General features: G+C 57.7%; 23 protein-coding genes and 5 tRNA genes. 9 read left to right on the top strand and 19 right to left on the bottom strand.

Annotation, left to right across the window (positions count from 1 at the left end):
- The first annotated feature begins 97 nt into the window (after positions 1-97).
- Complete coding sequence (locus BM235_RS16760; protein ID WP_255374422.1) at positions 98-1567, top strand: aminotransferase class I/II-fold pyridoxal phosphate-dependent enzyme; 1470 nt, start codon at positions 98-100, stop codon at positions 1565-1567.
- A gap of 78 nt (positions 1568-1645) precedes the next feature.
- On the opposite strand, the gene BM235_RS16755 is transcribed toward BM235_RS16760, so the two are convergent.
- The 3 genes from BM235_RS16755 to BM235_RS16745 form a co-directional block, all read right to left on the bottom strand.
- Entirely contained in the window at positions 1646-1936 is a 291-nt protein-coding gene (locus BM235_RS16755) for a DUF1292 domain-containing protein (RefSeq protein WP_090115327.1), read from the bottom strand.
- Between the two features lie 132 nt (positions 1937-2068).
- Positions 2069-2644 (bottom strand): copper amine oxidase, encoded by a 576-nt coding sequence (locus BM235_RS16750; RefSeq protein ID WP_090115304.1) that lies wholly within the window; start codon positions 2642-2644, stop codon positions 2069-2071.
- Between the two features lie 211 nt (positions 2645-2855).
- On the bottom strand, positions 2856-3077 hold the full coding sequence (locus BM235_RS16745; protein WP_090115302.1) for a hypothetical protein: 222 nt from the start codon (positions 3075-3077) through the stop codon (positions 2856-2858).
- Positions 3078-3253: 176 nt separating this feature from the next.
- Here BM235_RS16745 and BM235_RS16740 point away from each other — a divergent pair, with 176 nt between their 5' ends.
- Complete coding sequence (locus BM235_RS16740; RefSeq protein WP_090115300.1) at positions 3254-3988, top strand: MBL fold metallo-hydrolase; 735 nt, start codon at positions 3254-3256, stop codon at positions 3986-3988.
- A 129-nt stretch (positions 3989-4117) separates the two neighbouring features.
- Here the strand turns inward: BM235_RS16740 and BM235_RS16735 are convergent, their stop codons facing one another.
- Entirely contained in the window at positions 4118-4312 is a 195-nt protein-coding gene (locus BM235_RS16735) for a hypothetical protein (protein ID WP_090115298.1), read from the bottom strand.
- Between the two features lie 323 nt (positions 4313-4635).
- Here BM235_RS16735 and BM235_RS16730 point away from each other — a divergent pair.
- The 4 genes from BM235_RS16730 (at position 4636) to BM235_RS16715 (ending at position 6569) form a co-directional block, all read left to right on the top strand.
- Positions 4636-4711 (top strand) — tRNA-Val (locus BM235_RS16730).
- 175 nt (positions 4712-4886) lie between these two features.
- Positions 4887-5312 carry a hypothetical protein gene (locus BM235_RS16725; RefSeq protein ID WP_090115296.1) on the top strand — a complete coding sequence of 142 codons (426 nt, stop codon included), beginning with the start codon at positions 4887-4889 and terminating at the stop codon, positions 5310-5312.
- Positions 5313-5441: 129 nt separating this feature from the next.
- Positions 5442-5517: transfer RNA gene (locus tag BM235_RS16720), tRNA-Val, on the top strand.
- Positions 5518-5639: 122 nt separating this feature from the next.
- Positions 5640-6569, top strand: coding sequence for an S-layer homology domain-containing protein (locus BM235_RS16715; RefSeq protein ID WP_090115294.1), 930 nt, complete (start codon positions 5640-5642; stop codon positions 6567-6569).
- A 64-nt stretch (positions 6570-6633) separates the two neighbouring features.
- Here BM235_RS16715 and BM235_RS16710 read toward each other — a convergent pair whose 3' ends face one another.
- Entirely contained in the window at positions 6634-7386 is a 753-nt protein-coding gene (locus BM235_RS16710; protein ID WP_090115292.1) for a uracil-DNA glycosylase, read from the bottom strand.
- 90 nt (positions 7387-7476) lie between these two features.
- Here BM235_RS16710 and dat point away from each other — a divergent pair, with 90 nt between their 5' ends.
- Positions 7477-8322, top strand: a complete 846-nt coding sequence (dat, locus tag BM235_RS16705; protein WP_090115290.1) for a D-amino-acid transaminase — start codon at positions 7477-7479, stop codon at positions 8320-8322.
- 54 nt (positions 8323-8376) lie between these two features.
- On the opposite strand, the gene BM235_RS32085 is transcribed toward dat, so the two are convergent.
- The 4 genes from BM235_RS32085 to BM235_RS32080 form a co-directional block, all read right to left on the bottom strand.
- A complete protein-coding gene (locus BM235_RS32085; protein ID WP_158543954.1) occupies positions 8377-8547 on the bottom strand; it encodes a hypothetical protein in 171 nt (56 codons plus the stop codon).
- Positions 8548-8767: 220 nt separating this feature from the next.
- Entirely contained in the window at positions 8768-8977 is a 210-nt protein-coding gene (locus BM235_RS16695; RefSeq protein WP_090115285.1) for a KGG domain-containing protein, read from the bottom strand.
- Positions 8978-9252: 275 nt separating this feature from the next.
- A tRNA-Leu gene (locus BM235_RS16690) sits at positions 9253-9338 on the bottom strand.
- A gap of 210 nt (positions 9339-9548) precedes the next feature.
- A complete protein-coding gene (locus BM235_RS32080; protein WP_158543952.1) occupies positions 9549-9698 on the bottom strand; it encodes a hypothetical protein in 150 nt (49 codons plus the stop codon).
- Positions 9699-9894: 196 nt separating this feature from the next.
- On the opposite strand from BM235_RS32080, the gene BM235_RS16685 reads away from it, so the two are divergent.
- Complete coding sequence (locus tag BM235_RS16685) at positions 9895-10554, top strand: hypothetical protein (RefSeq protein ID WP_143106690.1); 660 nt, start codon at positions 9895-9897, stop codon at positions 10552-10554.
- Positions 10555-11072: 518 nt separating this feature from the next.
- Here the strand turns inward: BM235_RS16685 and BM235_RS16680 are convergent.
- From BM235_RS16680 to BM235_RS16640, 10 genes are all read right to left on the bottom strand, one after another.
- Positions 11073-11148, bottom strand: a tRNA-Ile gene (locus BM235_RS16680).
- 31 nt (positions 11149-11179) lie between these two features.
- A tRNA-Met gene (locus BM235_RS16675) sits at positions 11180-11256 on the bottom strand.
- Between the two features lie 80 nt (positions 11257-11336).
- Positions 11337-11528 (bottom strand): YycC family protein, encoded by a 192-nt coding sequence (locus BM235_RS16670; protein ID WP_090115281.1) that lies wholly within the window; start codon positions 11526-11528, stop codon positions 11337-11339.
- A 125-nt stretch (positions 11529-11653) separates the two neighbouring features.
- Entirely contained in the window at positions 11654-11818 is a 165-nt protein-coding gene (locus BM235_RS32075) for a hypothetical protein (protein ID WP_177244241.1), read from the bottom strand.
- Positions 11819-11913: 95 nt separating this feature from the next.
- The gene (locus BM235_RS16665) at positions 11914-13461 is read right to left on the bottom strand and encodes an ABC transporter substrate-binding protein (protein WP_090115279.1); all 1548 of its coding nucleotides are present in this window, start codon (positions 13459-13461) and stop codon (positions 11914-11916) included.
- A gap of 156 nt (positions 13462-13617) precedes the next feature.
- Entirely contained in the window at positions 13618-15174 is a 1557-nt protein-coding gene (locus BM235_RS16660) for an extracellular solute-binding protein (RefSeq protein WP_255374421.1), read from the bottom strand.
- Positions 15171-16058, bottom strand: a complete 888-nt coding sequence (locus BM235_RS16655; protein WP_090115276.1) for an ABC transporter ATP-binding protein — start codon at positions 16056-16058, stop codon at positions 15171-15173. Before BM235_RS16655 ends, BM235_RS16660 begins: the two co-directional genes overlap by 4 nt.
- A gap of 3 nt (positions 16059-16061) precedes the next feature.
- Positions 16062-18941, bottom strand: coding sequence for an ABC transporter permease (locus tag BM235_RS16650; RefSeq protein ID WP_090115274.1), 2880 nt, complete (start codon positions 18939-18941; stop codon positions 16062-16064).
- 3 nt (positions 18942-18944) lie between these two features.
- Positions 18945-20048, bottom strand: coding sequence for an efflux RND transporter periplasmic adaptor subunit (locus BM235_RS16645; protein ID WP_177244240.1), 1104 nt, complete (start codon positions 20046-20048; stop codon positions 18945-18947).
- The gene (locus BM235_RS16640) at positions 20008-20700 is read right to left on the bottom strand and encodes an ABC transporter ATP-binding protein (protein ID WP_090115270.1); all 693 of its coding nucleotides are present in this window, start codon (positions 20698-20700) and stop codon (positions 20008-20010) included. The genes BM235_RS16645 and BM235_RS16640 overlap by 41 nt, the downstream gene beginning before the upstream one ends.
- A 233-nt stretch (positions 20701-20933) precedes the next feature.
- On the opposite strand from BM235_RS16640, the gene BM235_RS16635 reads away from it, so the two are divergent.
- Positions 20934-22616 carry a glutamine--tRNA ligase/YqeY domain fusion protein gene (locus BM235_RS16635; protein ID WP_090115267.1) on the top strand — a complete coding sequence of 561 codons (1683 nt, stop codon included), beginning with the start codon at positions 20934-20936 and terminating at the stop codon, positions 22614-22616.
- Positions 22617-22684: the final 68 nt, after the last annotated feature.

Raw genomic sequence — 22684 nt, 5'->3', positions numbered from 1 at the left:
CCGGCGACGCGTTTCGACGGTTGCAATCCCCCGCGGTTTTGCTATACTCATGCTTGTTCGCATTCTATGTTCGGCATTGAAAGGCAGTGAGGCTAAAGTGGACCATTCCCGCACCCCCTTGTTCGATGCGCTGCTGCGCCACAAGGAACGCAATCCCGTCCAGTTCCATATCCCCGGCCACAAGAAGGGCGCGGGCATGGATCCCGAATTCCGCAGCTTCGTCGGCCAGAACGTTCTGGACATCGACCTGATCAATATCGCGCCGCTCGACGACCTTCACCAGCCGGTAAGCGTCATTCTCGAAGCGCAGCGGCTTGCCGCGGACGCCTTCGGCGCCGACGCTACGTTCTTCTCCGTCCAGGGCACCAGCACGGCGATCATGGCGATGATCTTGTCCGTCTGCGGCCACGGCGACAAGATCATCGTCCCGCGCAACGTGCATAAATCGATCCTGTCGGCGATCATCTTCGCCGGCGCGCGGCCCGTCTTTCTGTCGCCCGCGCGCGACCGCAATCTCGGGATCGATCACGGCGTGACGACACAGTCGGTGCGCAGGGCGCTCGAGCGCCATCCCGACGCATCCGCGGTACTGGTCATCAATCCGACTTATTACGGCGTGTGCGCCAACTTGAAGGAGATCGTGGACCTCGTCCACGAATACGACATTCCGGTGCTCGTCGACGAAGCGCACGGCGCGCTCATTCACTTTTCTAGCGAGCTGCCGTTGTCCGCGATGGCGGCAGGCGCCGATATGGCCGCAACGAGCGTGCACAAGCTCGGCGGCTCGATGACGCAGAGCTCCGTGCTCAATGTCAAGGGCGCGCTCGTCAACGTTCAACGCGTGCAGACGATCCTCAGCCTGCTTACGACGACCTCGACCTCGTATCCGCTGCTCGCCTCGCTGGATGCGGCGCGCCGCCACCTGGCGACGAACGGCCGAGAGCTTGCGGCGAATGCTGTGGCGAGAGCCGGGCAGGCGCGGGCGGAGATCAACGCGATCCCGGGACTGTACTGCTTCGGCGAGGATATTCTGGGCGAGGAAGCGACCTTCGATTACGACCCCACCAAGCTGACGATTCACGTCCGCCATCTCGGAATCACCGGTTATGACGCGGAGAACTGGCTGCGGGACAAGTTCAACATCGAGGTCGAGCTCAGCGACATGTACAACATTTTGTGTCTCGTGACGCCGGGCGACGACGACACGTCGATGGGCATTCTGCTCGCCGCGCTGCGCGAGCTGTCCGATACCTATATGGGCAAAGGCGAGATCAAGGAGCTGGTCGTCGAGATTCCGCAGATCCCGCACCTCTCCCTCACGCCGAGAGACGCCTTCTACGGGGAGACGGAGATCGTGCCTTTCCGCGCGTCGGCGGGCCGGATCATCGCCGAATTCATCTATGTCTATCCGCCGGGCATTCCGATCCTGCTGCCCGGGGAGGTCATTTCCCAGGACAACATCGACTACATCGTCGATCACCTCGAGGTCGGGCTGCCCGTCAAAGGACCGGAAGACCGCAACGTCGAGTTCGTCAAGGTCATCGTCGAAGAGACCGCCATTTCCTAAGCCAGCACAAAAAGAGCCAATCCCTCAAATGACGGCTTCGTCGCCCATTTGAACGGATTGGCTTTTTTGCGCGAGTCTTTAGTCCGCTTCCTGCGCGGCCAGCTCCTCGTACACCTTCATGACGCGTTCCCATTCTTCGTCGTCCTCGATGTTGACCAGGACTTCGTCCTCGCCGTCTTCCTCGATCCGGAAGATGACGCCGTCGTCGTCCGGGTCGTTGCGGTCGAGCAGCACCGCGTACGCTTGGTCTCCGCTCTCGAACGTATACACCAGCACCATCTCGTGCTCGTTGCCATCCTCGTCGGTCACGACGAATACGGCTTCATCGTGCTCGTGATCGCAGTTTTCGTCATGAACATGATCGCTCATGGGAGAACCTCCGTTCATCGGTTAAATTAGTCTTCGCCCTATCCTATCACTAACCCCGTACCGGGTCAAACGACGCGCCAAAAGCCGCGATCCAGGTTCGCGGCTCGTAAATGGTCCCGCGCCTGGCGCGGATTATTTGGCGAATACGGTCTTCTCCGACACGACCTGGTACGCGCCTCCGTCGGCCGATTTCATCCAGAAGCGGATCGTGTACTTGCCTACGCTGCTGAAATTGTAGGCGTACTCGCCGCTCGTGAACCAAAAGTTGTCCTTGTCCGTCGGGAAGTCGCTTTCCTTGCTCGTGTGCGTCTCGATCTCTTTTTCGTCGCCGTAAGGGTCCGCGATCGTCACCTTGAACGCGTTGATCGACACGGTCAGATTGTCCACCTGCGAAAACACCTTAAAGCTCTTCTTGCCGCGCTCCACGCCACCGAACGGCTTGCTGCCGTCCATCAAAAACATGTGCACGTTCGGCTTGACGATCGATACCTTCTTGGCGGAGTCGTCCCAAATGACGAGCGCCTTCATCAGGTCGGCCAGGCTGCGGACGCCTACGTACGCTTTGCCGTCCTCGAGCATGCCCTGGTCGTCCAGCTCCTGCTTGTTAATGACGATCCGCACCTTCTGCGCGATCGTGTCCGCGTATATGGCGGAGCCGCCGACCAAAGAGAGCGCTACCGTCAATATCAGAAGCCTGCGCAGCTTCATAAAAATTCCCTCCGTTTTCGCCGCAAGTTGACAAACGCCATTTTTCTCGTATGTAAACGTATATACCGCGCTCGCGCGCAAAAGTTGCGGTAAGGGGAGAGATTAAAGTTTCGGGACGATTCGACCGATAATCCGAAGTGTCGGCAAGGCGGCTCGGATCATGCGGTTGCCCGGGAAATGCTCTCCCCTTCCGTTTATTTCCCCGCTCGCTTCATCCTTTTTTGGGAAGCGTAAGGACGCAGGGAACGCCCTTGCCGAGCGCGCCCGGCTTCTGCATCCGTTCGAGGTACGCGATGCCCCGCGCGCAAGGCGTCTTGCACACGGCGCATACGTCCGACAGGACGACCTTCATCTGAGGCTGGACATGCTCTGCGTGCGCTTTTTTCTTCGTCCCGCCCTTAGCGCTTTTGCTCTGGCTTGCTGGCTTACTCATCTCGCGCTTCTCCTCCGGCGGCCGCGTGCGGAGCGCCAGAATAATTTATGCATGCGGAAGCCCGGACGCCACTGCCGGTCCGGTATGTGAATTGACATCTTCTGCAACCTTATAAATTATGGTACAGTAATTTAGAATTTACGGTCGGGGGCCCGTATGGGCTTGGTCACGGGAGGCTGCTGATGGATATTCGGATGCTGGGCTGCGGAAGCGCATTCGCCAAGGAGTTCTACAATAATAACGCCATCGTTTACGCGGGAGGCAAAAAGCTCCTGCTCGACTGCGGTACGACCGCGCACGTCGCCATGCGCAAGCTCGGCATCACCCTGCCGGAACTCGACGGCGTGCTGATCACCCATATTCACGCGGATCATGTCGGCGGACTGGAAGAGCTCGCTTTTCAAATGAAATTCCAGTTCAAACGTCGGATCCCGCTCTATATCGCAGATACGTTGACCGGCATTTTGTGGGAGCATTCCCTCCGGGGCGGCCTCGAACAAGAAGGACTGCTCTCGCTCGCCGATTACTTCGACGTTCGGCCGTTGCAGGAAGGAACGCCGTTCGAGATTCTCCCGGGACTCACGGCAGAACTGGTGCGGACGCCCCACATACCTGGGAAGCTGAGCTATTCCATTCTGTTCGGACCGTCTTTTTTCTACTCGTCCGACATGATATTCGAGCCCGAGCTGCTTAAGCGGCTTGTCGCGGAACGCGGCGTGGAGACGATTTTTCACGACTGCCAGCTCGAGGCGCCGGGCGTGGTGCATACTTGCCTGCCGCAGCTGCTCACGCTGCCCGAGGATCTGCAGCGAAGGATTTACCTCATGCACTACGGCGACGCGCAGCCTGAATACGTCGGCCGCAGCGGCGTGATGAGGTTCGTCGAACAGCACCGCCTGTACAGCTTTTAGCTTGCTGTGCGGTCTATGAATATCGAATCGTACATTTAAGGAGGCGAAAAACTTGACAGGCTTGTGGATCGGAGCGACGATTATCGTAGCCGTCATCATCTGGCTGACGATATGGGTAACGAAAAAAGCCTACTCCAAGAAATGGGAAGGCGACAACGACGAATAAACGTCCTGTCCGACGGACGGCTCATAAACCGTGGTCAGCACGGGAGCCGTATCTTCGGGCTTGGGGAAAAGGCTGCAGCCGGCAAGCGTTGCGGTCGTACCGGCGATAATCAACAACTTGGCCGCACCGAGCGCGCGGCCCTGCTTGCGAACGTTCATCGGGGATTCCTCTTTTCTTCTCTCGGATATCCCCAGTTTGTACCGATCCGACCTCTTCTATCCTTCGCGATCGAGCAGACGAACGACCGCGAGCAGCACCGTTCCGATGAGACCGAACAGCAAGACGAGCCAAAGCGTTAACAACGGGATATTGTCCATTCCCGGGAAGCGCCTCCGATTCTGTCCATACTAACCTGAGATGCCGGTATTACCAGTTTACGCGGCGATCGGGCGAATCATCCCGCACCGGCGAAAATTTCAAGAAAATCTGTTGTTGACTTCGATAGCTTATCTTGCTATTATATAAAAGTTCCTTCCGACACGATCTGATAGCTCAGCTGGGAGAGCACTACCTTGACAGGGTAGGGGTCACAGGTTCGATCCCTGTTCAGATCACCATACTTATCCATGATAGAAGCCTCGCTCTGCTAGGCTTCTTTTTATTTGCGTTCGACTTTCCACTCCATCGCTTTAACGTCTCCTCCACGACTCATTTATTTCCTGTCATTTCTTTTCACCCCGTTTAAAGTCACCCTCACCTGCTCACAATAAGATCCGAAGGAGGGAATTCACCATGTTAAAAACTTCTCGCCGCAACGCGCTGCTCGCAGCGACGCTGCTGCTGGCTCTCGCCTCTCCAACGATGGCAGGCAAGGCCGCCAGCGCCGAAACGCCGGCAGGTAACGAGCCTTCGGTCGCCCAGCAGGTTCAGACGCCCGCCGCAGTCGCGCCAGTGCCGAACGCCGAACGCGTTCACCGCGAAGGCCATCACCACGGCCGCAAGCACCAGCGCCGCCTGAACGATATCGCCGAGGTGCTGGGCATGACGTCGACGCAGTTGATCGACGACCTGAAGAAGGGCAAGTCGATCGCGCAAATCGGGAAATCCAAAGGCATCAGCGAGGACCAGCTGATCGGCAAGCTGCTCGAAAAGGAACGCGTTCATCTAAAGGAACAAATCAATCGTTCCTGGACAGCCGAAGCCAAGAAAAATACGTAACGCGATCGAGTCCAAATCGACGGGTCCGCGATCAGGCGACTCGCCGATTTGGGCCATCTATTTTTTTTCAAAAAACACTTTACACAGCGTCCATCTTCCTCTATAATCAATCAAGTCGCCACCACACATGATCTGATAGCTCAGCTGGGAGAGCACTACCTTGACAGGGTAGGGGTCACAGGTTCGATCCCTGTTCAGATCACCATACTTAACTTTCCGGAAGCCCGCGAGGGCTTCCTTTTTCGTTTGCTGCAACCTTTCCGCTCGCGCTTGCGTTTGAGTGGTTGACCGTTCGGGAAAAACAATCCAAACAAGGAGGACTCGATCATGAAAAAATCGTACAAAAGCTTGTTCGTTCTACTCGCAGTCATGCTGTTCAGCTTGACCGCAAGCGGTTCCGCGTTCGCCTTCAACGATATTCAAAAGGACGCCGGAAAAAGCTACATCGAGCAGCTTCAAAAGAAAGGCTTGATCAAAGGCGACGGCGGCGGGATGTTCAAGCCGAAAAGCGCGCTCACCGCGCAATCCGCCGTCTTGCTCATCGTGAACGGCTTCGGGCTCAACATCGACAACATTCGTTTTATCAAGGAACCTAAGGCGAGCGACTTCTATACGAAGGTCAAGGACGACGCGTATTATGCCAAAGCCTTCATCGTCGCGAATCTGAACGGGCTCGAGATCCCGCGCGACATCGACCCGAACGGCAAAGTCACGCGCGAGCAATTCGCGCACTGGATCTTCAAGGCGATCAGCAAGAAGGGCGAATATGCGTGGATCGAAATGTACCAAACGTTCAAGGACGAGGATAAAGTCACGAAAGGCTACATGGACAGCGTCCAAAAGCTGCTGATCGGAAAAATCGCCACCCTCGACAACGGGAAATTCCGTCCGAAGAATGCGATCACCCGCAGCGAAGCGGCGGTCATCCTCGCCAAAGCGCTCTCGTTCGTCAAGAACACGCAGCCCGTACCGCCCGCGCAGCCCGAGCAGCCGGTCTCTCCGCTGACCGAAGTGAAGCTGACGAGCGAGGCGTACGGCAGCGAAGCACTGAAGGTCACCGTCTCCGCCCAAGCTCCGCATCCGGGCTACGGCATCGAGATCGCAAACGTCGCGTTCAAGGATAAGCAAGCGATCGTTACCTACCGGATCTTAAAGCCCGATCCGGCGGCGCTTTACCCGCAAGTGATCACGACGGTCAAAGCGTCCGTTTATGTGAGCAACGCCTACACCCCCGTTCTCGGCGGCGAGGCGCAATAAACGACGCAGCTCAAAAGAGCCGCAGGGGATATCCCCGGCGGCTCTTTTTTTTCCATGAATAGGTTCATCCCTGCCCGTCTGATTCGGAACTCTCAGTCGACGCCGCCGTCTCCTGGCGCATAAGCTCCCGTTCCCCCGTCGCCAGCTCGGGCACGCACCAATCGATCGGCTTGAGGCCGGCTTGCTTCAGATAGTCGTTCGCCTGGGAGAATGGCCGGCTGCCGAGAAAACCGTTGTGGGCGGACAAGGGACTCGGATGCGCCGAAGCGATCACGAAATGCTTGCGCTTGTCGATAAACGCCGCCTTCTTCTGCGCATGGCTGCCCCACAAGATGAACACGAGGGGCTCTTCCCGCTCGTTCAGCGCCGCTACGACGGCGTCGGTAAACCGCTCCCAACCCAGACCCTTGTGAGAGTTGGCCTCGCCTTCCCGCACCGTCAGCACCGCGTTCAACAGCAGTACGCCTTGTTTCGCCCAATGCGACAAATTGCCGTGATTCGGCACCTCGCATCCGAGATCGTTCTGCAGTTCTTTAAAAATATTGCGGAGCGACGGGGGCTGGCGCACGCCCGGCAGCACGGAAAAGCTGAGACCGTGCGCCTGTCCGGCGCCGTGATACGGATCCTGGCCCAAGATGACGACCTTGGCATCCCGATAAGAAGTCAGATGCAGCGCCTCGAAAATATGATTCATGTCCGGAAAGACCGTCCGTTCGCGGTATTCGGCGGCTAATTGCGTTCTAAGCGTCTTATAGTAGGGTTTGTCCAGTTCGGGTTGTAGCAGGGGCTCCCAATCGTTTTTGAACACCGCTGGCATGAGGCACGCCTCCTGATTTATGATAGCTATGAAGCGATTCTATTATAGCAGAATCGAACTGTTCGCCCAAAAGGCAAAGGAGACGCGTCCATGACTTCGATCTATTGGCACGACAACGCATTCCTGCCCGAGGAGGAAGTGCGAATCTCGCCGCATGACCGCGGCTATAACTTCGGCGACGGTATCTACGAGGTATTCCGCGTATATGGCGGCGAATTGTTCGAAGCCGAAGCCCACTTCGAGCGACTGCGGCTGAGCGCGGAAGGATTAAGGCTCGCGCTGCCTTGGGGAATCGACGGACTGCGCGCGGCAATGACGGAATTGGTGGCGCAAAACGCGCTTTCCGAAGGCACCGTCTATTTGCAGATCTCCCGCGGCGCGGCGCCCCGCAACCACCTCTTCCCCGCCGGCGCGCCCCCCGTCGCGCTCGCTTATACCCGCGAGGTCGCGCGCCCCGTTCAAGCGATGGATCAAGGGATATCGGTCGTCACGCTCGAGGATATCCGCTGGCTGCATTGCAATTACAAGACGTTGAACCTGCTTGCCAACGTGCTCGCGAAACAGGAGGCGGCGGATCGCGGCGCGGCGGATGCGGTTCTGCAACGCGGCGGCATCGTCACCGAGAGCAGTGCGTCCAACGTCATGATCGTCAAAAACGGCGCGTTGATCACGCACCCCGCGAACAATCTGATTTTGCACGGCGTCACGCGCGCCGTAGCGCTTCGCCTGGCGCGGGCGGCGGAGATCCCTGTACAAGAGCGCCCCTTCACGCTGGACGAGCTGTATGCGGCCGACGAAGCATTCGTGACGGGCACGACCGTCGAGATCACGCCGGTCGTCGCCGTTGACGGACGCGAAGTCGGTCACGGCACGCCGGGTCCGATCACGCGCAGGCTGCAGCGCGAGTTCGCCGCCTCCATCGGTCTCGAGCAGTAATAGAACGGCTCCGGCCGCGCATCGCGCGCGACCGGAGCCGTCGTTTTATCTCGTTTAGTCGACTTCTATGCTGAATACGACATAGCGGTTCAGCTGCTTTTCTTCCTTCTCCGCCTTGTCTACGACTCTATAAGACTCAGCGTCTTCTTCTTGAACGACGAAGTACGAACGATCATGCTCCCTGTACAATTTTTTGGCCAGATCGATCGCATATTGCTTCATCACGCCGTTACACCCCATTCAATTTCGCCTTTGCACGATAGCTAAGCTCTTGATGCCTTCATTATTCAATTCAACGCCGTCCGCCGTAATTCCTCCCCTCGAATGTATGTAAAAGCGATTGCGCCCGGACAAATCAAAGCGCCGAATGCGGAGGCCGCATTCAGCGCTTTGCAGGTCATGCTATTTTACGATTGCTTGCATCCGTCCATATCGGAGCTTCGGATCAGGAGCGTCCGCCTTTGCGGCCCGCTTCTTCGCGGCTCATGCCGTCGCGATCGTCGCTTTGGCCGCGGTTGTTGCTGCCGCCTTGGGCTTCGCCGCCCTTTTCGCCGATTTCCTGGTAAAATTCCTTGTCATGCGTCCTAGCCGTAGCTTCTCCACCCATGCGTCCTGCTTCCTCGCGGCTCATCTTGTCGTCGTCGTTGCGTGCCATTCAGAATCACTCCTTAGGGTTAGTCGGGCTTGCCTGCCCACGGTATATGTACCCCTACCGGATCAGCCCAAACGTTAATGAGAGCATTATCACATTGTTTGTATCCAGTGGCATCGAATGCGAAAAGCATAACGAAAACGCTCCGCTTCATGCATTCGCGAACATCGCGAACGGATAAAGCGGAGCGTGTTAAATGTCGTATGTAATATAGCGATCATGCATCCAGACTTCCGTTGTCGACAACGTCAACCCCAGCGAGCCTATAAAAAGCAAAGTGCCGAGGACGGGGGTCGAACCCGTACGATGGTCACCCATCGCAGGATTTTAAGTCCTGTGCGTCTGCCAATTCCGCCACCCCGGCATGTTTTCCGCATAACTACGCGGTTTCCTACGTTTCGCTTTCGCGCTTTTTTCGTCTTACCGTACAGGACTCCGTTTGGGCTCACGTTAACCCATCCGATGACTGGTTCGCAATTGTCATGGTCCTGCGCGTTAAGTCGACGTTTTCCATTGTACTATGCGCGAGGCGACGCGTCAAACGTAAAATAAAAAAAGCCGGCGCAGCAGCCGACTATATATTCGTTGCTATGCCAATGAGTATACCGAGTATTGCGCCGGCAACACCGCCGACCGTCAGAGCAAATCCGGCAACTTCACGCTTATATGTCTTTTTTACCACATAACCCATTATGATGGCGATTGCGTTCGCATCGATTTTCAATCTTTACCCCTCCCGTATATTACCAGTATAAACGAGAAAAAAGCCCATCGACAACTTTCAACGTAAATTAAAACGGAATATTAGCTGCAGGTTCCCTTCAACAAAGTCAATTTTAAGAACGACCCGGCATGAGGAAGGAATTGTAATTTATCTGTCGAATATAGGTGACTTAAGAACGATATCGGGAGGAAGAATGTTGGAAATTAACCAAGAAAATGGCGAAGCTAAGGTATTAGGAACTACCTCTTCGGTAGTCGCAGCTAAGCCGAAGTCACTTTATGCACAGCCGCTTTTTCTCGTAGTGACTGTCCTTACGATTGTTGCATTAATAGGTGTCGGTTTGTTGTACCAAAAGAACACCCGACTACAAGATGACCTCAATGCCCAACAAATTGCGCTAGATGGTCAGAGCCAATTGATTAAGGCTCTCACTGAAAAGACGGATTCCTACATCACACAAATTTCAGATATCGAGAATCGAGCACAATCTATCGCAAAAATCGCCCTACTCGCTAGTATTCAGCATGAAGTCGAAGGTGGAATCGTAACAGACGACTTTGTTGTAAACAAACTCTATTTGACACCTACCAATGACGGTAAAGTAAGCGTAATTATCGACTTAGACACGCAACCACAAATGGCGCTCCATTATAAAGGTCAAGGCGGTTTTGACCTCGCTGATCGGGAACTCCGCGCCAAAAGTACAACGATTATCGAAAAGGTTAAGGGGCGGTATCAATCTTACGCGCCGGACGATTTGCCAGCCTGGAATGATGCCGATGTAAACTTAACAATAAAGAATTACGCTATTGGAGACACGACGTCCGGACAATTCGCGTTGGTAGGCGAAAAATAAAAGCAAAAAAAGCCTCGTGCGATCCGCGTTTAAACGCAGGTCAATCGGGGCTTCTTTTTCGGTACGAGTTCCGTTTAAAAGAATTAGCAGCCTCGCGCCACTTACCGCAAGGCTCTGGCATTGGATCGCCATCGGGGCGGAAGTCTTGCGTGAGCTGCTTTTCATTGAATCCCCACGCCGCCGATACCGTAGCAGCGCCTGGACGTGCCTGTTCGCCGCCCCGCGCTAAATAACCCATATCTGCTATGCGCCAATTATTCTTTCGAGGAACAATTGCCGCAAGCCGACGCTAAATCGATGCGACGAAGGCGGTTGGGCTCAATATGCAAAAAAGCCTCCTCTTCGTAATTTTCGACCGGTAGGACGAAAAAATACAAAGGGAGACGAATAGGACTGCGTTATGTATGTTGCGTAAAACTTGCGAAGATGCTGGCATTTAGGCTTATGCAGGAATTATAGTCATGGATATTCCGCCACCCCGGCATGGATGGATGCGGGATCTTGACCGTTCCTCGCTGTGGTGGGCCCTGAGGGACTCGAACCCCCGACCAATCGGTTATGAGCCGACAGCTCTAACCACTGAGCTAAGGGCCCTCGTCATGATCCTACGAGGAAGCTAAAAAATTGGTTGCGGGGGCAGGATTTGAACCTGCGGCCTTCGGGTTATGAGCCCGACGAGCTACCGGGCTGCTCCACCCCGCGTCGTTAATCGATCAAGTGTCCCTCAATGGCGACAAGAATTAATATACCGCACACAAGAGTAATCCGTCAAGGAAAAGTCGCTATTCTTTTTGATTTTTTTCCGGATTCTTATGCTGCTCCGTCTCCGAAGCGGCGCCGGCTTCCTTCTCGGCCATCTCCGCGAGTTTCTGAAGCAAGATATGCTGCGGCATATGCATTAGATGCTCGAGCGGCACCTTCAGGTGCGCGGCCAGCTTTTGCGCGGTATCCGCGGACAGTGGCATTCTCCTCAATTGCTACCCCTCCAGTCAAAAATATCAGGTTCCATCAAGCGGATGGAGCGCTCTTCTTCGTCGACGATACCACAGCAAGAGGACCCGCCGCAACCGTCGGCTGCTGCGGGTCCTTCATAACGCGATTACGGCATATACCTGACGCCGAATTTTCCTTTTCTCGAACGGTACACTTCGACTTCCCGCGGCATTTCGACGCCGAACAGCCAGCCGTCGTTTTCGATGCGGCGCACGAGGCATCCCGCCTGGAATTTGCTATCGTAGAGCCGCGACCAGTACACCCATTTCATCCCCTATCCGTCCCTCCGGAATGTGGTCGTTATGGGTATAGGATGCTCGTTTTGAAGCGGAATTAACCCCGGGCGTGCCGGCCATGCTCCGCCGCTTATTCTCCCGCGGCAGCCCGGAGAAGGTTTTTCATTCCCGATTGAGCGGCGTCCCGGTAGGTCTGCAGCTCGCCGGACAGATCCCCCTTCGGATTCTGTTTGATCTTCTGCAGCAGCTCGTTGCCTTTGCGATCCCATTCGGCGAGCGCCTCGTCGATCGTCTTCTTTCCGTCCGCCGCCTCCTGAAACAGATAACTGCCGAGCTCCGAAATGAGATTGAGGTTCGGGCGCTCGCGGAACAGCTCCTGATCGGCTTCGCCGACTTCGTCGGTATACGCCTTCACGTTGGTAAACGCCTCGATCCGGTAGGTCGCTCCGTCCTTGGGCTGGATGAACTTTTGCCGGACGCTCAGCTCGCCTTGGCTCCTTGCCTTGAACTTCGCGACTTCTTCGCTGTTCAGATGCTTGATGAAAGCCCATGCGTCGTCCGGGTTCGCGCTCTTGGCATTGATCGACGCGAGATTGCCGAGATACAAGCCCCCTGAATTTCCGCCTTCGGCCTGCGGCGCCGTGACGACGTCCCAGTCGACGGCTTTGGCGTCTTTCATCCTGCTTACGTTTTTGTTGTAATTAATCAGGTCGTTAACCATGTAGTAGCTGCCCACCGTCATGGCGATCTTGCCCCCGATAAATCCGTTTCCTTGATAAGGGTTGTAGGCGGCGACGCTTCCGTCGCTCGATGCCATGGCGGCGCTAGCCTGCACGTCTTCCGCGTGCGGGATCACCTTGTCTTTGTACAGCTGAATCGGCTTGGCCCATGCGTCCGCCCAGGCCTTCGTATGAACGGTCATCTTCTCGCCGGCGGCATCGAAAATGCGCATCTTCGAGGCACCCCCATTTGAGGCTTGCACGTCGTAGAAGCTGACTCCGCCTCCGTAGTTATTGAACGCAAATCCGTATATGGCATCCTTATCCTTGCCGCTCTTCAAGGACTGAGCGAGCGAGAAGATCTCGTTCCAGGTCATTCCGTCGGTGGGCGGCGCGATCTTGGCGTCGGCGAACAATTGTTTATTGTAAAACAAAGCGCTGCTCGAAAAGGTCGGAGCAAGCCCGTAAATTTGTCCGTTCCCTTGGGATTTGATCGTATCGATAACGGCAGGCAAAAAGTCGTCGAGGTCCATCTTGTCCTGCTTAATATAATCGTCGAGCGGCTTGAGCAGGTTTTCCGTAGATAACTTTTTCATCGAGACGATATCGGTCATGACGACGTCGGCGGGGTTGTCCCCCGTGAGCAGCTCCTTGAATTTCGCTTGCGGGTCGATATCCTGCTTTTTGCGCTCTTCCTCCGTCGCAAACTGCATATCGGTATAGTCGATTCCGTACACGAACTCGATGTCGATATTCCCGTGGTCTACCTCGAACATGTCGGTCATCTGCTGCCGGTAGTAGGATTCGCTCTCCTTGCTCCCGTACATCATGCCGATCCGCAGCGTTCTTCGTTCCTCGTCGTTGCTCTCCGGCCCATCCGTACAGGCGCCGAGCGCGGGTACGGCTACCAGCAGCGATGCCAGCGCGAAGCCCCAGCTTTTGTTTATTTTCTTCATCATTGATTAGTCCCCCTTCTGTTTCCTCAATCGGCAATTTCTTCCGTTCATGGGCAAAAAAAAGCGCGATCAGCTCATCGATGACTGATCGCGCAAAGTTAGTAAACCGTGATGGAAAGCGAAAGTCTCAGCGTAAAAATGATTAGAAGTTCAAGTCAATCAGTCCAGCGGTCGTACCACGCCGCCGCCGCCGCCGTATACGTCGCCGCCGATGCCGGGATCGAACTGGCCCTTCGGGTTCAGTTTGATTTTCTGCAGCATGTCGTTTCCTTTTTCCTCGTATTCCTTGAGCGCTTCCTTGACGGACAGCTTGCCGCTCAGTACTTGCTGGAACTCGGAGCTGCCGAGCTGGTTGATAAAGTTCAGGTTCGGACGCTCCTGCAGCAGCTTGGCGTCAGCCAGGGATTGCTGCGGCGCCGGCTTGAGCTGCGTGAAGGCGTCGATGTTGTAGGTCATGCCGTCGCGCGGCTTGATGAACGACTTGCGCGCCGTCATCTCGTAGCTGCTGCGGGACTTCAGCTTCGCCCAGTCCTCGCCGTTCATGAACTTGACGAATTCCCAGGCGTCGTCCGGGTTGGCGGCTTTCGCGTTGATGCTCGTCAGCGCGCTCAGCGTGATGTTCGTACCGACGCCCGGCGCTTCATTTATGAATTGAGGCACCGTTACGACGTCCCAGTCAAGCTTCGTCATTTTCAGCTTTTCATAGTTTTTGTTATAAGTCTCCAGATCGTTCAGCATGTAATACTGTCCGAGCACCATCGCCATTTTGCCGGAGAAGAAAAGCTGGTTCTGGTAAGGATTGTAAACCTGACCGCCGTCGCCGCCGACGACGACGTCTTTGCTTTGCGCCTCGTAGACCTTTTGCATATCTTCCTGCGTCGGAACGACATGCTTTTTGTACAGGTCCGCGATCGTCGTCCATACTTTTTCCCATTGAGGCGTATTGACGAGCATCTTTTCGCCCTTCTCGTCGTATACGCGCAGACCCAGCGGCGCCGCATACTGCGTCATGTCGGAGAAGCCGTCGCTCGCTCCCCATTGGTTGAAGGAGAAGCCGAACGTCGCGTCCTTGCCGCCTTTGCCGTCGCCGAAGCGCTTGGCCAGGCTGATCACTTCGTCCCAGCTCATGCCGTCGCGCGGCGGCTCGATGTTGTTTTTCTGGAACAGCGTCTTGTTGTAGAACAGCGCCGAAGGCACGAAGGTCGGGGTCAGGGCGTACAGCTGATTGTCGCCGACTTCTTTGATGCCGTCGATGACCGAAGGCACGTAGTCCGTCAGATCGATCTTGTCTTCCTTGATGAGCGGATCGAGCGGCTTCAGCATGTTTTCCTGGACGAGCTGGCTCAGCATCGCCGTGGAGTCGACGATCATGACGTCGACCGGGTTGGCACCCGTCATGATCTCTTTAACCTTCGCCAGTTGGTCGACGTTCTGCTGCTTGTCGGGCTCCTCGAACTGCTGTTCCGTCCAGTCGATCGCCGGAACGAGCTCGATATCGATATTTTTATGCGTATATTCGAAAAGGTCGGTATACTGCTGGCGGTAATACGATTCGTCCTGCGAGCTGCCGTACATCATCCCGATGCGCAGCGTGCGGCGGTTGTTCGGATCTTCCTCGTTCTTGTCGTTGCACGCCGCCAGCAGCGGCACGAGCAGGCTCAGCGTCAAGCCGCTTGCCACGACGCGTCTTACGGTTTTCTTTCTTTGGTCCATCATGCGGATTCCCCCTCGTTTGATTTGGGCGCGCGGATGACGATCTTGTCTCCGTCGAACTCCATCGTTGCCTTGTCTCCGATCTCGAGCTGCTTCAAATATTCCTTGGGCACCTGCAGGCGTCCGACGCGGTCGACGACGACGAAAGCTTCGTGCACGTCGTCATTCACCCCTACGCCGCTTAGCGGCGGCGCGCCGTCCAGGTTCGGATTGCGCTTAATGAACTCGGTGCTCGTCAGTCCGTCGCGGATCGCGACGACACGGTCGACCTTGCCGGCGAGCGACAGATCGTGCGTGACGATGACGATCGTCAGGCCCATTTCGCGGTTGAACTTGCGGAAGATGTCCATGATGATGTCGGACGTCCGCGAGTCGACCGAGCCCGTCGGCTCGTCGGCGAGCAGCATCTTCGGGCGGTTGGACAGCGAGATCGCGATCGCGACCCGCTGCTGTTCCCCGCCCGAGAGCTGCGTCAGCTTGTTGTGCATCCGTTCCTTGAGCCCGACCCACTCCAGCAGCTGCTTGGCGTAAGCCCGGTCGACCTTGCCGTTGAACATCATCGGCATCTCCACGTTCTCGAGCGCCGACAAATACGGCAGCAGGTTGCGCGCGTTGTTCTGCCAGATGAAGCCGACCGTCTCGCGCTTGTACTTCACCAGGTCGTGGTCGGACACCTTGAGCAGATCCCAAGGTCCTACCCGCACCTGGCCGGCTGACGGACGGTCCAGCCCGCCGAGGATATTCAGCAGCGTCGACTTGCCGCTGCCGCTGTTGCCGATGATCGCCATCATCTCGCCGTCCTTGACGGACAGGTTGAGCCCTTGCAGGGCGACGACTTCCAGATCGTCGGTCTTGTAAATTTTGACGAGTCCTTCGCAATCGATCATGGATTAGCGCTCCTCTCCCAGCTTGACGGCCTGATGGACGCGCAAGCGGCGGATATGGGTGACCAGCATCAGGACGCCGATCAGCATCATGAAGGCGACGACGATATACAGGCGATAAGTGTCCGTCTGCTCGAAGATGACGCGGAACGGAGGCACCTGGCCGGCCGTATTGTCCGTCGTCTGCAGGAACGGCAGGAACAGCAGACTCGCGAGCTTGCCGATGCCGATGCCTAGGCCGATCGACAGTCCGGCCGTGAATACTTGCTCGAGCAGCAGCATGCCGGTCAACTGGCGCCTGGACAATCCCATCGCGCGCAGGATGCCGATCTGCACGATCCGTCCCGACAGGTTAAAGAACCAATACAGGATGTAACCGGACAGCGTGACGATGATCGTGACCATGAAGCCGAGGCTCAGGATGCCGAACACGCCGCCACGGGCCGGATGCTTGCTTTGCGCGATCAAGTCGCTGCGGGCGTCGGAGATCGATGCGATCTCTACGCCCTTCTCTTGCAGCGCCGGGATGAGCGGCGCCGTCTTGGCGTCGGGCTCCATCTTGAGCCAGACGTCGTAAGGCATGAGCGGCATATTGTCGTAAAGGTAATCCAGGTTGGCGACCAGGAACGGAGATTCGTCCGGGTATTGCGCCGGCCAGTAGGGCAGCGACGCCGCGATGATGAACGGGATCTTCTGGTCTTGCAAGATCGCGTCGATCTGGTCGCCGGGCTTCAGGTTGTATTTTTTGGCCAGGTTGCTGGAGACTAGCGCGTAGCCCGCGGACCTGCCCATGACGGCCAAGTACTTGTAAAAGCCCGCCGGGTACAGGTCTTTGCGGAACCAGGCGACCCGGGCGAAGTCGACGTTGTCGATGCCGACGACGGTCGCCTGGCCCGCGGTCCGGTCGGCGACCGTGAGGCTCGCCTTCGCCTGCAGCACCCGTGCCGCATGAACGACGCCCGGCAGTTTCCGGAACGTCTCGAACGGCGGCTCGTTGTAATTGATCTTGGTCGGCAGCGGGCGCGATTGCCCTCCCCCGCTTCCTCCACCGGAGCCGCCGCCCGATCCCCCGCCGGAACCGCCGCCGCTCCCTCCGCCCGATCCGCCGCCGGACGACTGCGACACTTCGGCATTGCCTTCCCAGGCGGCCGAGATGACGACGTCCGCGCCGTGCTGATAGAGGATCCTCTCCTCCGAGTTCAGTCCGATCGTGCGGGCCGCGGACGCATTGTACACGCCCAGGCCGAGCGTCAGGATCAGCAAGATCATGAGCGGATAATACGACTTGGCGGACCGCGACAGCTGCGTCAGCGTCAGGTAGAGCGGCACGGGCAGGAACGAGCGTCCCAGCCAGCCGAACAGCGCCAGCAGCAGCGGGAACAGCCGCAGGAACACGAGACCCGCCGCGAAAATGCTGATCGCCGGCACGAAGAACAGGAACGGCTGAACGTTCAGCTGGTCGGTCGTCATGCCTGTCTTGAACGAGATCATCTGCCGCTCGTTGAACAGGTACCAGCCGTACGCCGCCACGCCCACGAGCACGACGTCGAGGAACCAGCGCTGCCAGAAGGGCCGACGGTCGCCGCGCGCCATCTTGCGCTTGTAGTCGACGATCGACGTGCGGGTGAATACGAGCGCCGGGATGACCGCCGCGCCGATCGCGACGATGACCGCCGCCGCGCCGGCCAGCACGCTGTCCGTCGAGAAGCCGACCGGTATCGACTTGCGGTTGACGAACTCGAGAAACCCGCTCGCCGAGCCGATGCTCTTCGCCATGTACCAGCCGATGAACGGCCCCGCCACGAGCGCCGCAATGCCGAGCAGGATGCCCTCGAGCAGGAAGAGCAGGAAGATCTGCCGCGTCCCCGCTCCCCGGCTTCGCAGCACCGCGATGTCGGAGCGCTGCTTTTCAAGCGACTGCTGGGCGTTCATCGTAATAAAGTAGAACACCATCGCGATCATCGGCGCCGCGAGCGTAAACAGCATCGTTTGAAGCTGGACGCTTTGCTTGCGGAAATCGCTAAGCATCTCGGCGAAGGAGATGACCACCTGCGTGTCCTTAAGCAGCTGGTTCGCTTCGATGTCCGCCCGCGACAACGTGTGCGCGAGCGGCGTGAGCTGACTCGTCTGGATGTTCCGCAAGTCGTAAGCGGAATACCAGGCCGCGATCTGCAGCGGGATCTTCTGCTTCCCCATGAGATCCTCGAGCATGGCCGGCTCCGCGATGAACAGCGTGCCGAGCAGCGTATCGAGGCCTTGGTACCAGTACGCGGCCGAATCCGCCTTCGGCTTGAAGCTGCCGACGATCTCGACCCGAAGCGTCAGATTCAAGCCGCCGTAGATCGGGTACAGGAGCACGTCGCCGACATGCAGATCGAGGCGAAGCATCGCCTCCTCCATCATGACCGCCTGGAGCGTGCCGTCCGAGCCCGCGCGGTCCGCGAACCACTTGCCGCCGGCCATCTCGACCTGATCCTTCAGGCCGCCGAAGGACGAGATCGTCATTTTGCGCGTGCGGCTCGCGTCGACCTTGCCCGGATCCTCGGGCTGCACCTCGGCCGACTTGATCGTCAGACTCCGCTGGTCGGCTTCTTTGGGGAAGCCGACGCGCGCAGGCACGTCTTCCTTAATATAGCGGTCGACCGCGGCGAAGTTCGCCGGGTCGGTCTTGCCGTCGCTCGACTGGTAGCGGAAGAGCAGCGAGCCTGCCGGCAGCCCCTGGCTGTTCTCCTTCAGCGAGCTCGCGACGACCCGCTTAAGCGCGCCGTCCGCGTACATCGGGATGCTCGTCGTGAAGGCGACGGCCACGAGCAGGCCCGCCAGCGTGCTGAGCGTGAGCCAGCGGGTGTTCCACATTTTGCGAAATAAAAACCGGATGAGCGCCATAGCTTAAGAGCCTACGACTTTCTGTCCCGGCGTCAGACCTGACAGCACTTCGATGTCGGTCGCCGTCTGCTGGCCGACCTCGATGTCCACCTCGCGCTTGCTCCCGTCGGCTTCGGCGACCTGTACGTACGTCCGCGCTCCCGCCGTACGAAGCGTCGAGCGCGGGATGACGACCGCGTCCACCTTGCGGTCGACGACGATGGAAAAGCTGAGCGGCGTGCCCCGCGCAGCGCCCGCCGGCAGCTTCGCCACCGAGATCAGCAGATAGTCGCTGAGATTCGTAACCTTCGGTCCCTGGGCGCCGCCGCCACCGTTGCCATTATCGGCTTTGGGCACGGGCAGCGACTTGATCTTGCCCTTCACCGTGCCGGCGCTGTTGATATCGACCGTCACTTCCATGCCGGCAGCGACTTGCTGCAGATCGTCGGAAGACATCTCGCCAGCTACGATCAGGCTGCTCGGATCGGCGACGACGCACAGCGGATCGTACACCTTGATGGCGGCACCTTCCTGAACGTTCAGCGATACGACCGTGCCGGAGAACGGCGCGACGAGCACGGCACTGCCGATATCGGCCTCCAGGTCGCTGATCTTCTGGCGAGCCTCTTCGAAGGCGATCTGCTTCTGCTCGAATTCGATCGGGTCCATCTCGTCCTTGTCCCGCAGCGTCTGCTTCATCTGAAGCTCCTGCTGGCGGAATTGCAGCCGCTGGTCGCGCAGCTGCTTTTTCATATCCTCGACGTCCAGCTCCGCCACCGGTTGACCGGCCTTCACTTGACCGCCCTGTTCTATGTACAACTTTTTGAGACGCAACCCGTCCATCGCCTTGGCCGAGTAGTACAGCGTCTTCTCCTGCGTCGAAAGCAGCTTGCCCGAACCGGACACCGTCGTCTCGAGCGTCTTGGTCGTCACCTCGTACTCGGGCTTCTTGGATATCTCCGGCAACTGAATCTGAGAGAGATCCTCCTCCTCCGGTTCGTCCGGCAGCAGCGAGCAGCCGGCCACGGCCGTGGACAGGGCGACGGCGGCCAACAGGCCCGCCGCGCGGCGCATGCCGCTTTTCTTTTTATCCTGCGACGAAGACGCCGTCCACCATTTCATAGACATGGTCTGCAACCTCCATAATCGTGGTATCGTGCGTGGTCATGCAGATCGTGACGTTTTCCGTGCGGACGATCTCCCGGAATACCGCCATGACCTGCGCCGCCATCTGCGAGTCGAGCTCCGCGGTCGGCTCGTCGGCCAGCAACAAGCTTGGCCGATGCGCGATCGCCTTGGCGATCGCCACGCGCTGCTGTTCGCCCCCCGACATCTCGAAGGGCCGGTGATGCATCCGCTTCGCCAGTCCGACGAGCTCGAGGCAAGCGGTCACCCGGGACTTCCATTCGCTCCGCGGCTTCTTGGCCATCCGCAAGGACAGCTCGACGTTCTCGTAGGCGGATAACAAAGGCATAAGGGCGTAGGCTTGGAAAATAAAGCCGATATCCTTGCGGCGGATCTCCGTCCGCTTGTCGTCGTTCCATGCGTGAAACGGCTTGCCTTGGAAAAAGATCTCTCCCTCTGTCGGCCTGTCGAGGCCCCCCATCAAATTCATCAGCGTCGTCTTCCCGGAGCCGGATCGGCCCTTCAGCATGATAAGCTGGTTCGGCTCGAGGGTCAGATTAATGCCCTTCAGCACGCGCAGCTTTTGTCCGCCGACGTCGAAGGATCGTTCCACGCCCCTGACGCTAAGCAGCGGCTGCCGCTCGGGAACTTCCATTGCCTTTCCTCCCTCGGTCTACCATATTACAGTTCAACATTATAACGAGAGATTTCGCGAAAAAGTTACGTCTTTAGATTAAATTTATGAGAAATCTGAAAAAATGCTGAAAGTTTTTTTCCTTGGCGGTTTCCCTTGGGCAACCTCGCTTTTTTTCGCAAAAACTTTATAAGGAAGGGTATAATTGTGTATCATGAGTAAATAACCTCGCAGCACAGAAAGGTCGGGTCGCCGTGGACAAAGCCGCCGAAAATAAAACTTCATCTTCCAACTTCATTAAGAACATCGTGATCGACGATCTGGCAGCGGGCCGCGTCAAGGAAATCGTCACCCGCTTCCCGCCTGAGCCTAACGGCTATCTGCATATCGGCCATGCCAAGTCGATCTGCTTGAACTTCGAGCTCGCCGACGAGTTCAAAGGCCGCACGAACCTGCGGTTCGACGATACGAATCCCGTCAAGGAAGACGTCGAATACGTCGAATCGATCAAGCAGGACGTCAAATGGCTCGGCTTCGAGTGGGACGGCCTGTTCTTCGCTTCGGACTACTTCGGCGAAATGTACGAGCGCGCGCTCCTGCTGATCCGCAAGGGACTCGCCTACGTGGACGATCAGTCCGCCGACGAGATTCGCGAGTCTCGCGGCACGCTGACCGAGCCCGGCAAACCCAGCCCTTACCGCGATCGCTCTCCCGAGGAGAATCTCGCGCTGTTCGAGCGCATGAGGAGCGGCGAGTTCGCGAACGGGGAAAAGGTGCTGCGCGCCAAAATCGACATGACGTCGCCGAACGTCAACATGCGCGACCCGGTCATCTACCGGATCGTGCACGCGCACCATCACAATACGGGCGACGCCTGGGTAATCTATCCGATGTACGCCTTCGCGCATCCGATCGAAGACGCGATCGAGGGCGTCACCCACTCGATCTGCACGCTGGAGTTCGAGGATCAGCGTCCCTTCTACGACTGGGTCGTCGCCGAGTGCGAGATGCCGAGCGTGCCGCGTCAATACGAGTTCAACCGCCTGAACCTGACCAACACGGTCATGAGCAAGCGGAAGCTGAAGCAGCTCGTCGACGAGAAGGTCGTGGACGGCTGGGACGATCCGCGCATGCCGACGATCTCCGGCTTGCGCCGCAAGGGCTATACGCCCGAAGCGATCCGCGCGTTCTGCCGCGAGATCGGCGTCGCCAAGAGCTACGGCGTCGTGGACGAGCGCATGCTCGAGCATTTTATCCGCGAGGACCTGAAGCTCAAGGCGCTGCGCACGATGGCCGTCCTTCGGCCGCTCAAGGTCGTCATCACGAACTATCCGGAAGGACAGACCGAATGGCTTGACGCGGAAAACAATTCGGAGAACGAAGAAATGGGCAGCCGCCGCATTCCGTTTTCCCGCGAGATCTACATCGAGCAGGACGACTTCATGGAGGTGCCGCCGGCCAAGTACTTCCGCTTGTTCCCGGGCAACGAGGTCCGCCTCAAGCACGCTTACTTCATCAAATGCGAGGAAGCCGTGAAAAACGAGGCCGGCGAAGTCGTCGAACTGCGCTGCACGTACGATCCGGAGACGAAGAGCGGCACCGGCTTCACCGGACGCAAGGTCAAGGGCACGATTCACTGGATCGAAGCTTCGCATGCGGTGCCCGCCGATTTCCGCCTGTTCGAGCCGCTCATTCTGGACGAATCGGACGAGGACGACGCCGAGGACAAGACCTTCCTCGAACGCATTAATCCGCAGTCGCTCGAGACGCTGTCCGGGTTCGTCGAGCCCGGCATGAAGGAAGCGGCCGCGCAGGAGAAATTCCAGTTTTTCCGTCACGGCTACTTCAACGTCGATCCGAAGGACGGCGCGCCGGGGCGGCCGGCGTTCAACCGGATCGTGTCGCTCAAGAGCTCCTTCGACGCCGCCAAAGCCTGATCCGAAAAACCATCCCAGACGGCTCAATATCCCGATCCAGCCCCTTCGCCGCATCTGCGGCGGGGGCT

Origin of the sequence: Cohnella sp. OV330, from assembly GCF_900112065.1 — a bacterium.
Taxonomy (GTDB): domain Bacteria; phylum Bacillota; class Bacilli; order Paenibacillales; family Paenibacillaceae; genus Cohnella.
Note: the sequence above shows the minus strand (reverse complement) of the source record. Positions and strands in the feature narration are given on the sequence as shown.

Coding starts and splice junctions, on each gene's coding strand:
- BM235_RS16725 (WP_090115296.1), top strand. CDS start 4,887: ATGTTAAAAACTTCTCGCCGCAACGCGCTGCTCGCAGCGACGCTGCTG.
- BM235_RS16750 (WP_090115304.1), bottom strand. CDS start 2,644: ATGAAGCTGCGCAGGCTTCTGATATTGACGGTAGCGCTCTCTTTGGTC.
- BM235_RS16745 (WP_090115302.1), bottom strand. CDS start 3,077: ATGAGTAAGCCAGCAAGCCAGAGCAAAAGCGCTAAGGGCGGGACGAAG.
- BM235_RS16640 (WP_090115270.1), bottom strand. CDS start 20,700: ATGGAAGTTCCCGAGCGGCAGCCGCTGCTTAGCGTCAGGGGCGTGGAA.
- BM235_RS16665 (WP_090115279.1), bottom strand. CDS start 13,461: ATGATGAAGAAAATAAACAAAAGCTGGGGCTTCGCGCTGGCATCGCTG.
- BM235_RS16655 (WP_090115276.1), bottom strand. CDS start 16,058: ATGATCGATTGCGAAGGACTCGTCAAAATTTACAAGACCGACGATCTG.
- BM235_RS16645 (WP_177244240.1), bottom strand. CDS start 20,048: ATGTCTATGAAATGGTGGACGGCGTCTTCGTCGCAGGATAAAAAGAAA.
- BM235_RS16695 (WP_090115285.1), bottom strand. CDS start 8,977: ATGGCACGCAACGACGACGACAAGATGAGCCGCGAGGAAGCAGGACGC.
- BM235_RS16710 (WP_090115292.1), bottom strand. CDS start 7,386: ATGCCAGCGGTGTTCAAAAACGATTGGGAGCCCCTGCTACAACCCGAA.
- BM235_RS16735 (WP_090115298.1), bottom strand. CDS start 4,312: ATGAACGTTCGCAAGCAGGGCCGCGCGCTCGGTGCGGCCAAGTTGTTG.
- BM235_RS16755 (WP_090115327.1), bottom strand. CDS start 1,936: ATGAGCGATCATGTTCATGACGAAAACTGCGATCACGAGCACGATGAA.
- BM235_RS16650 (WP_090115274.1), bottom strand. CDS start 18,941: ATGGCGCTCATCCGGTTTTTATTTCGCAAAATGTGGAACACCCGCTGG.
- BM235_RS32075 (WP_177244241.1), bottom strand. CDS start 11,818: ATGAAATGGGTGTACTGGTCGCGGCTCTACGATAGCAAATTCCAGGCG.
- BM235_RS16660 (WP_255374421.1), bottom strand. CDS start 15,174: ATGATGGACCAAAGAAAGAAAACCGTAAGACGCGTCGTGGCAAGCGGC.
- BM235_RS16715 (WP_090115294.1), top strand. CDS start 5,640: ATGAAAAAATCGTACAAAAGCTTGTTCGTTCTACTCGCAGTCATGCTG.
- dat (WP_090115290.1), top strand. CDS start 7,477: ATGACTTCGATCTATTGGCACGACAACGCATTCCTGCCCGAGGAGGAA.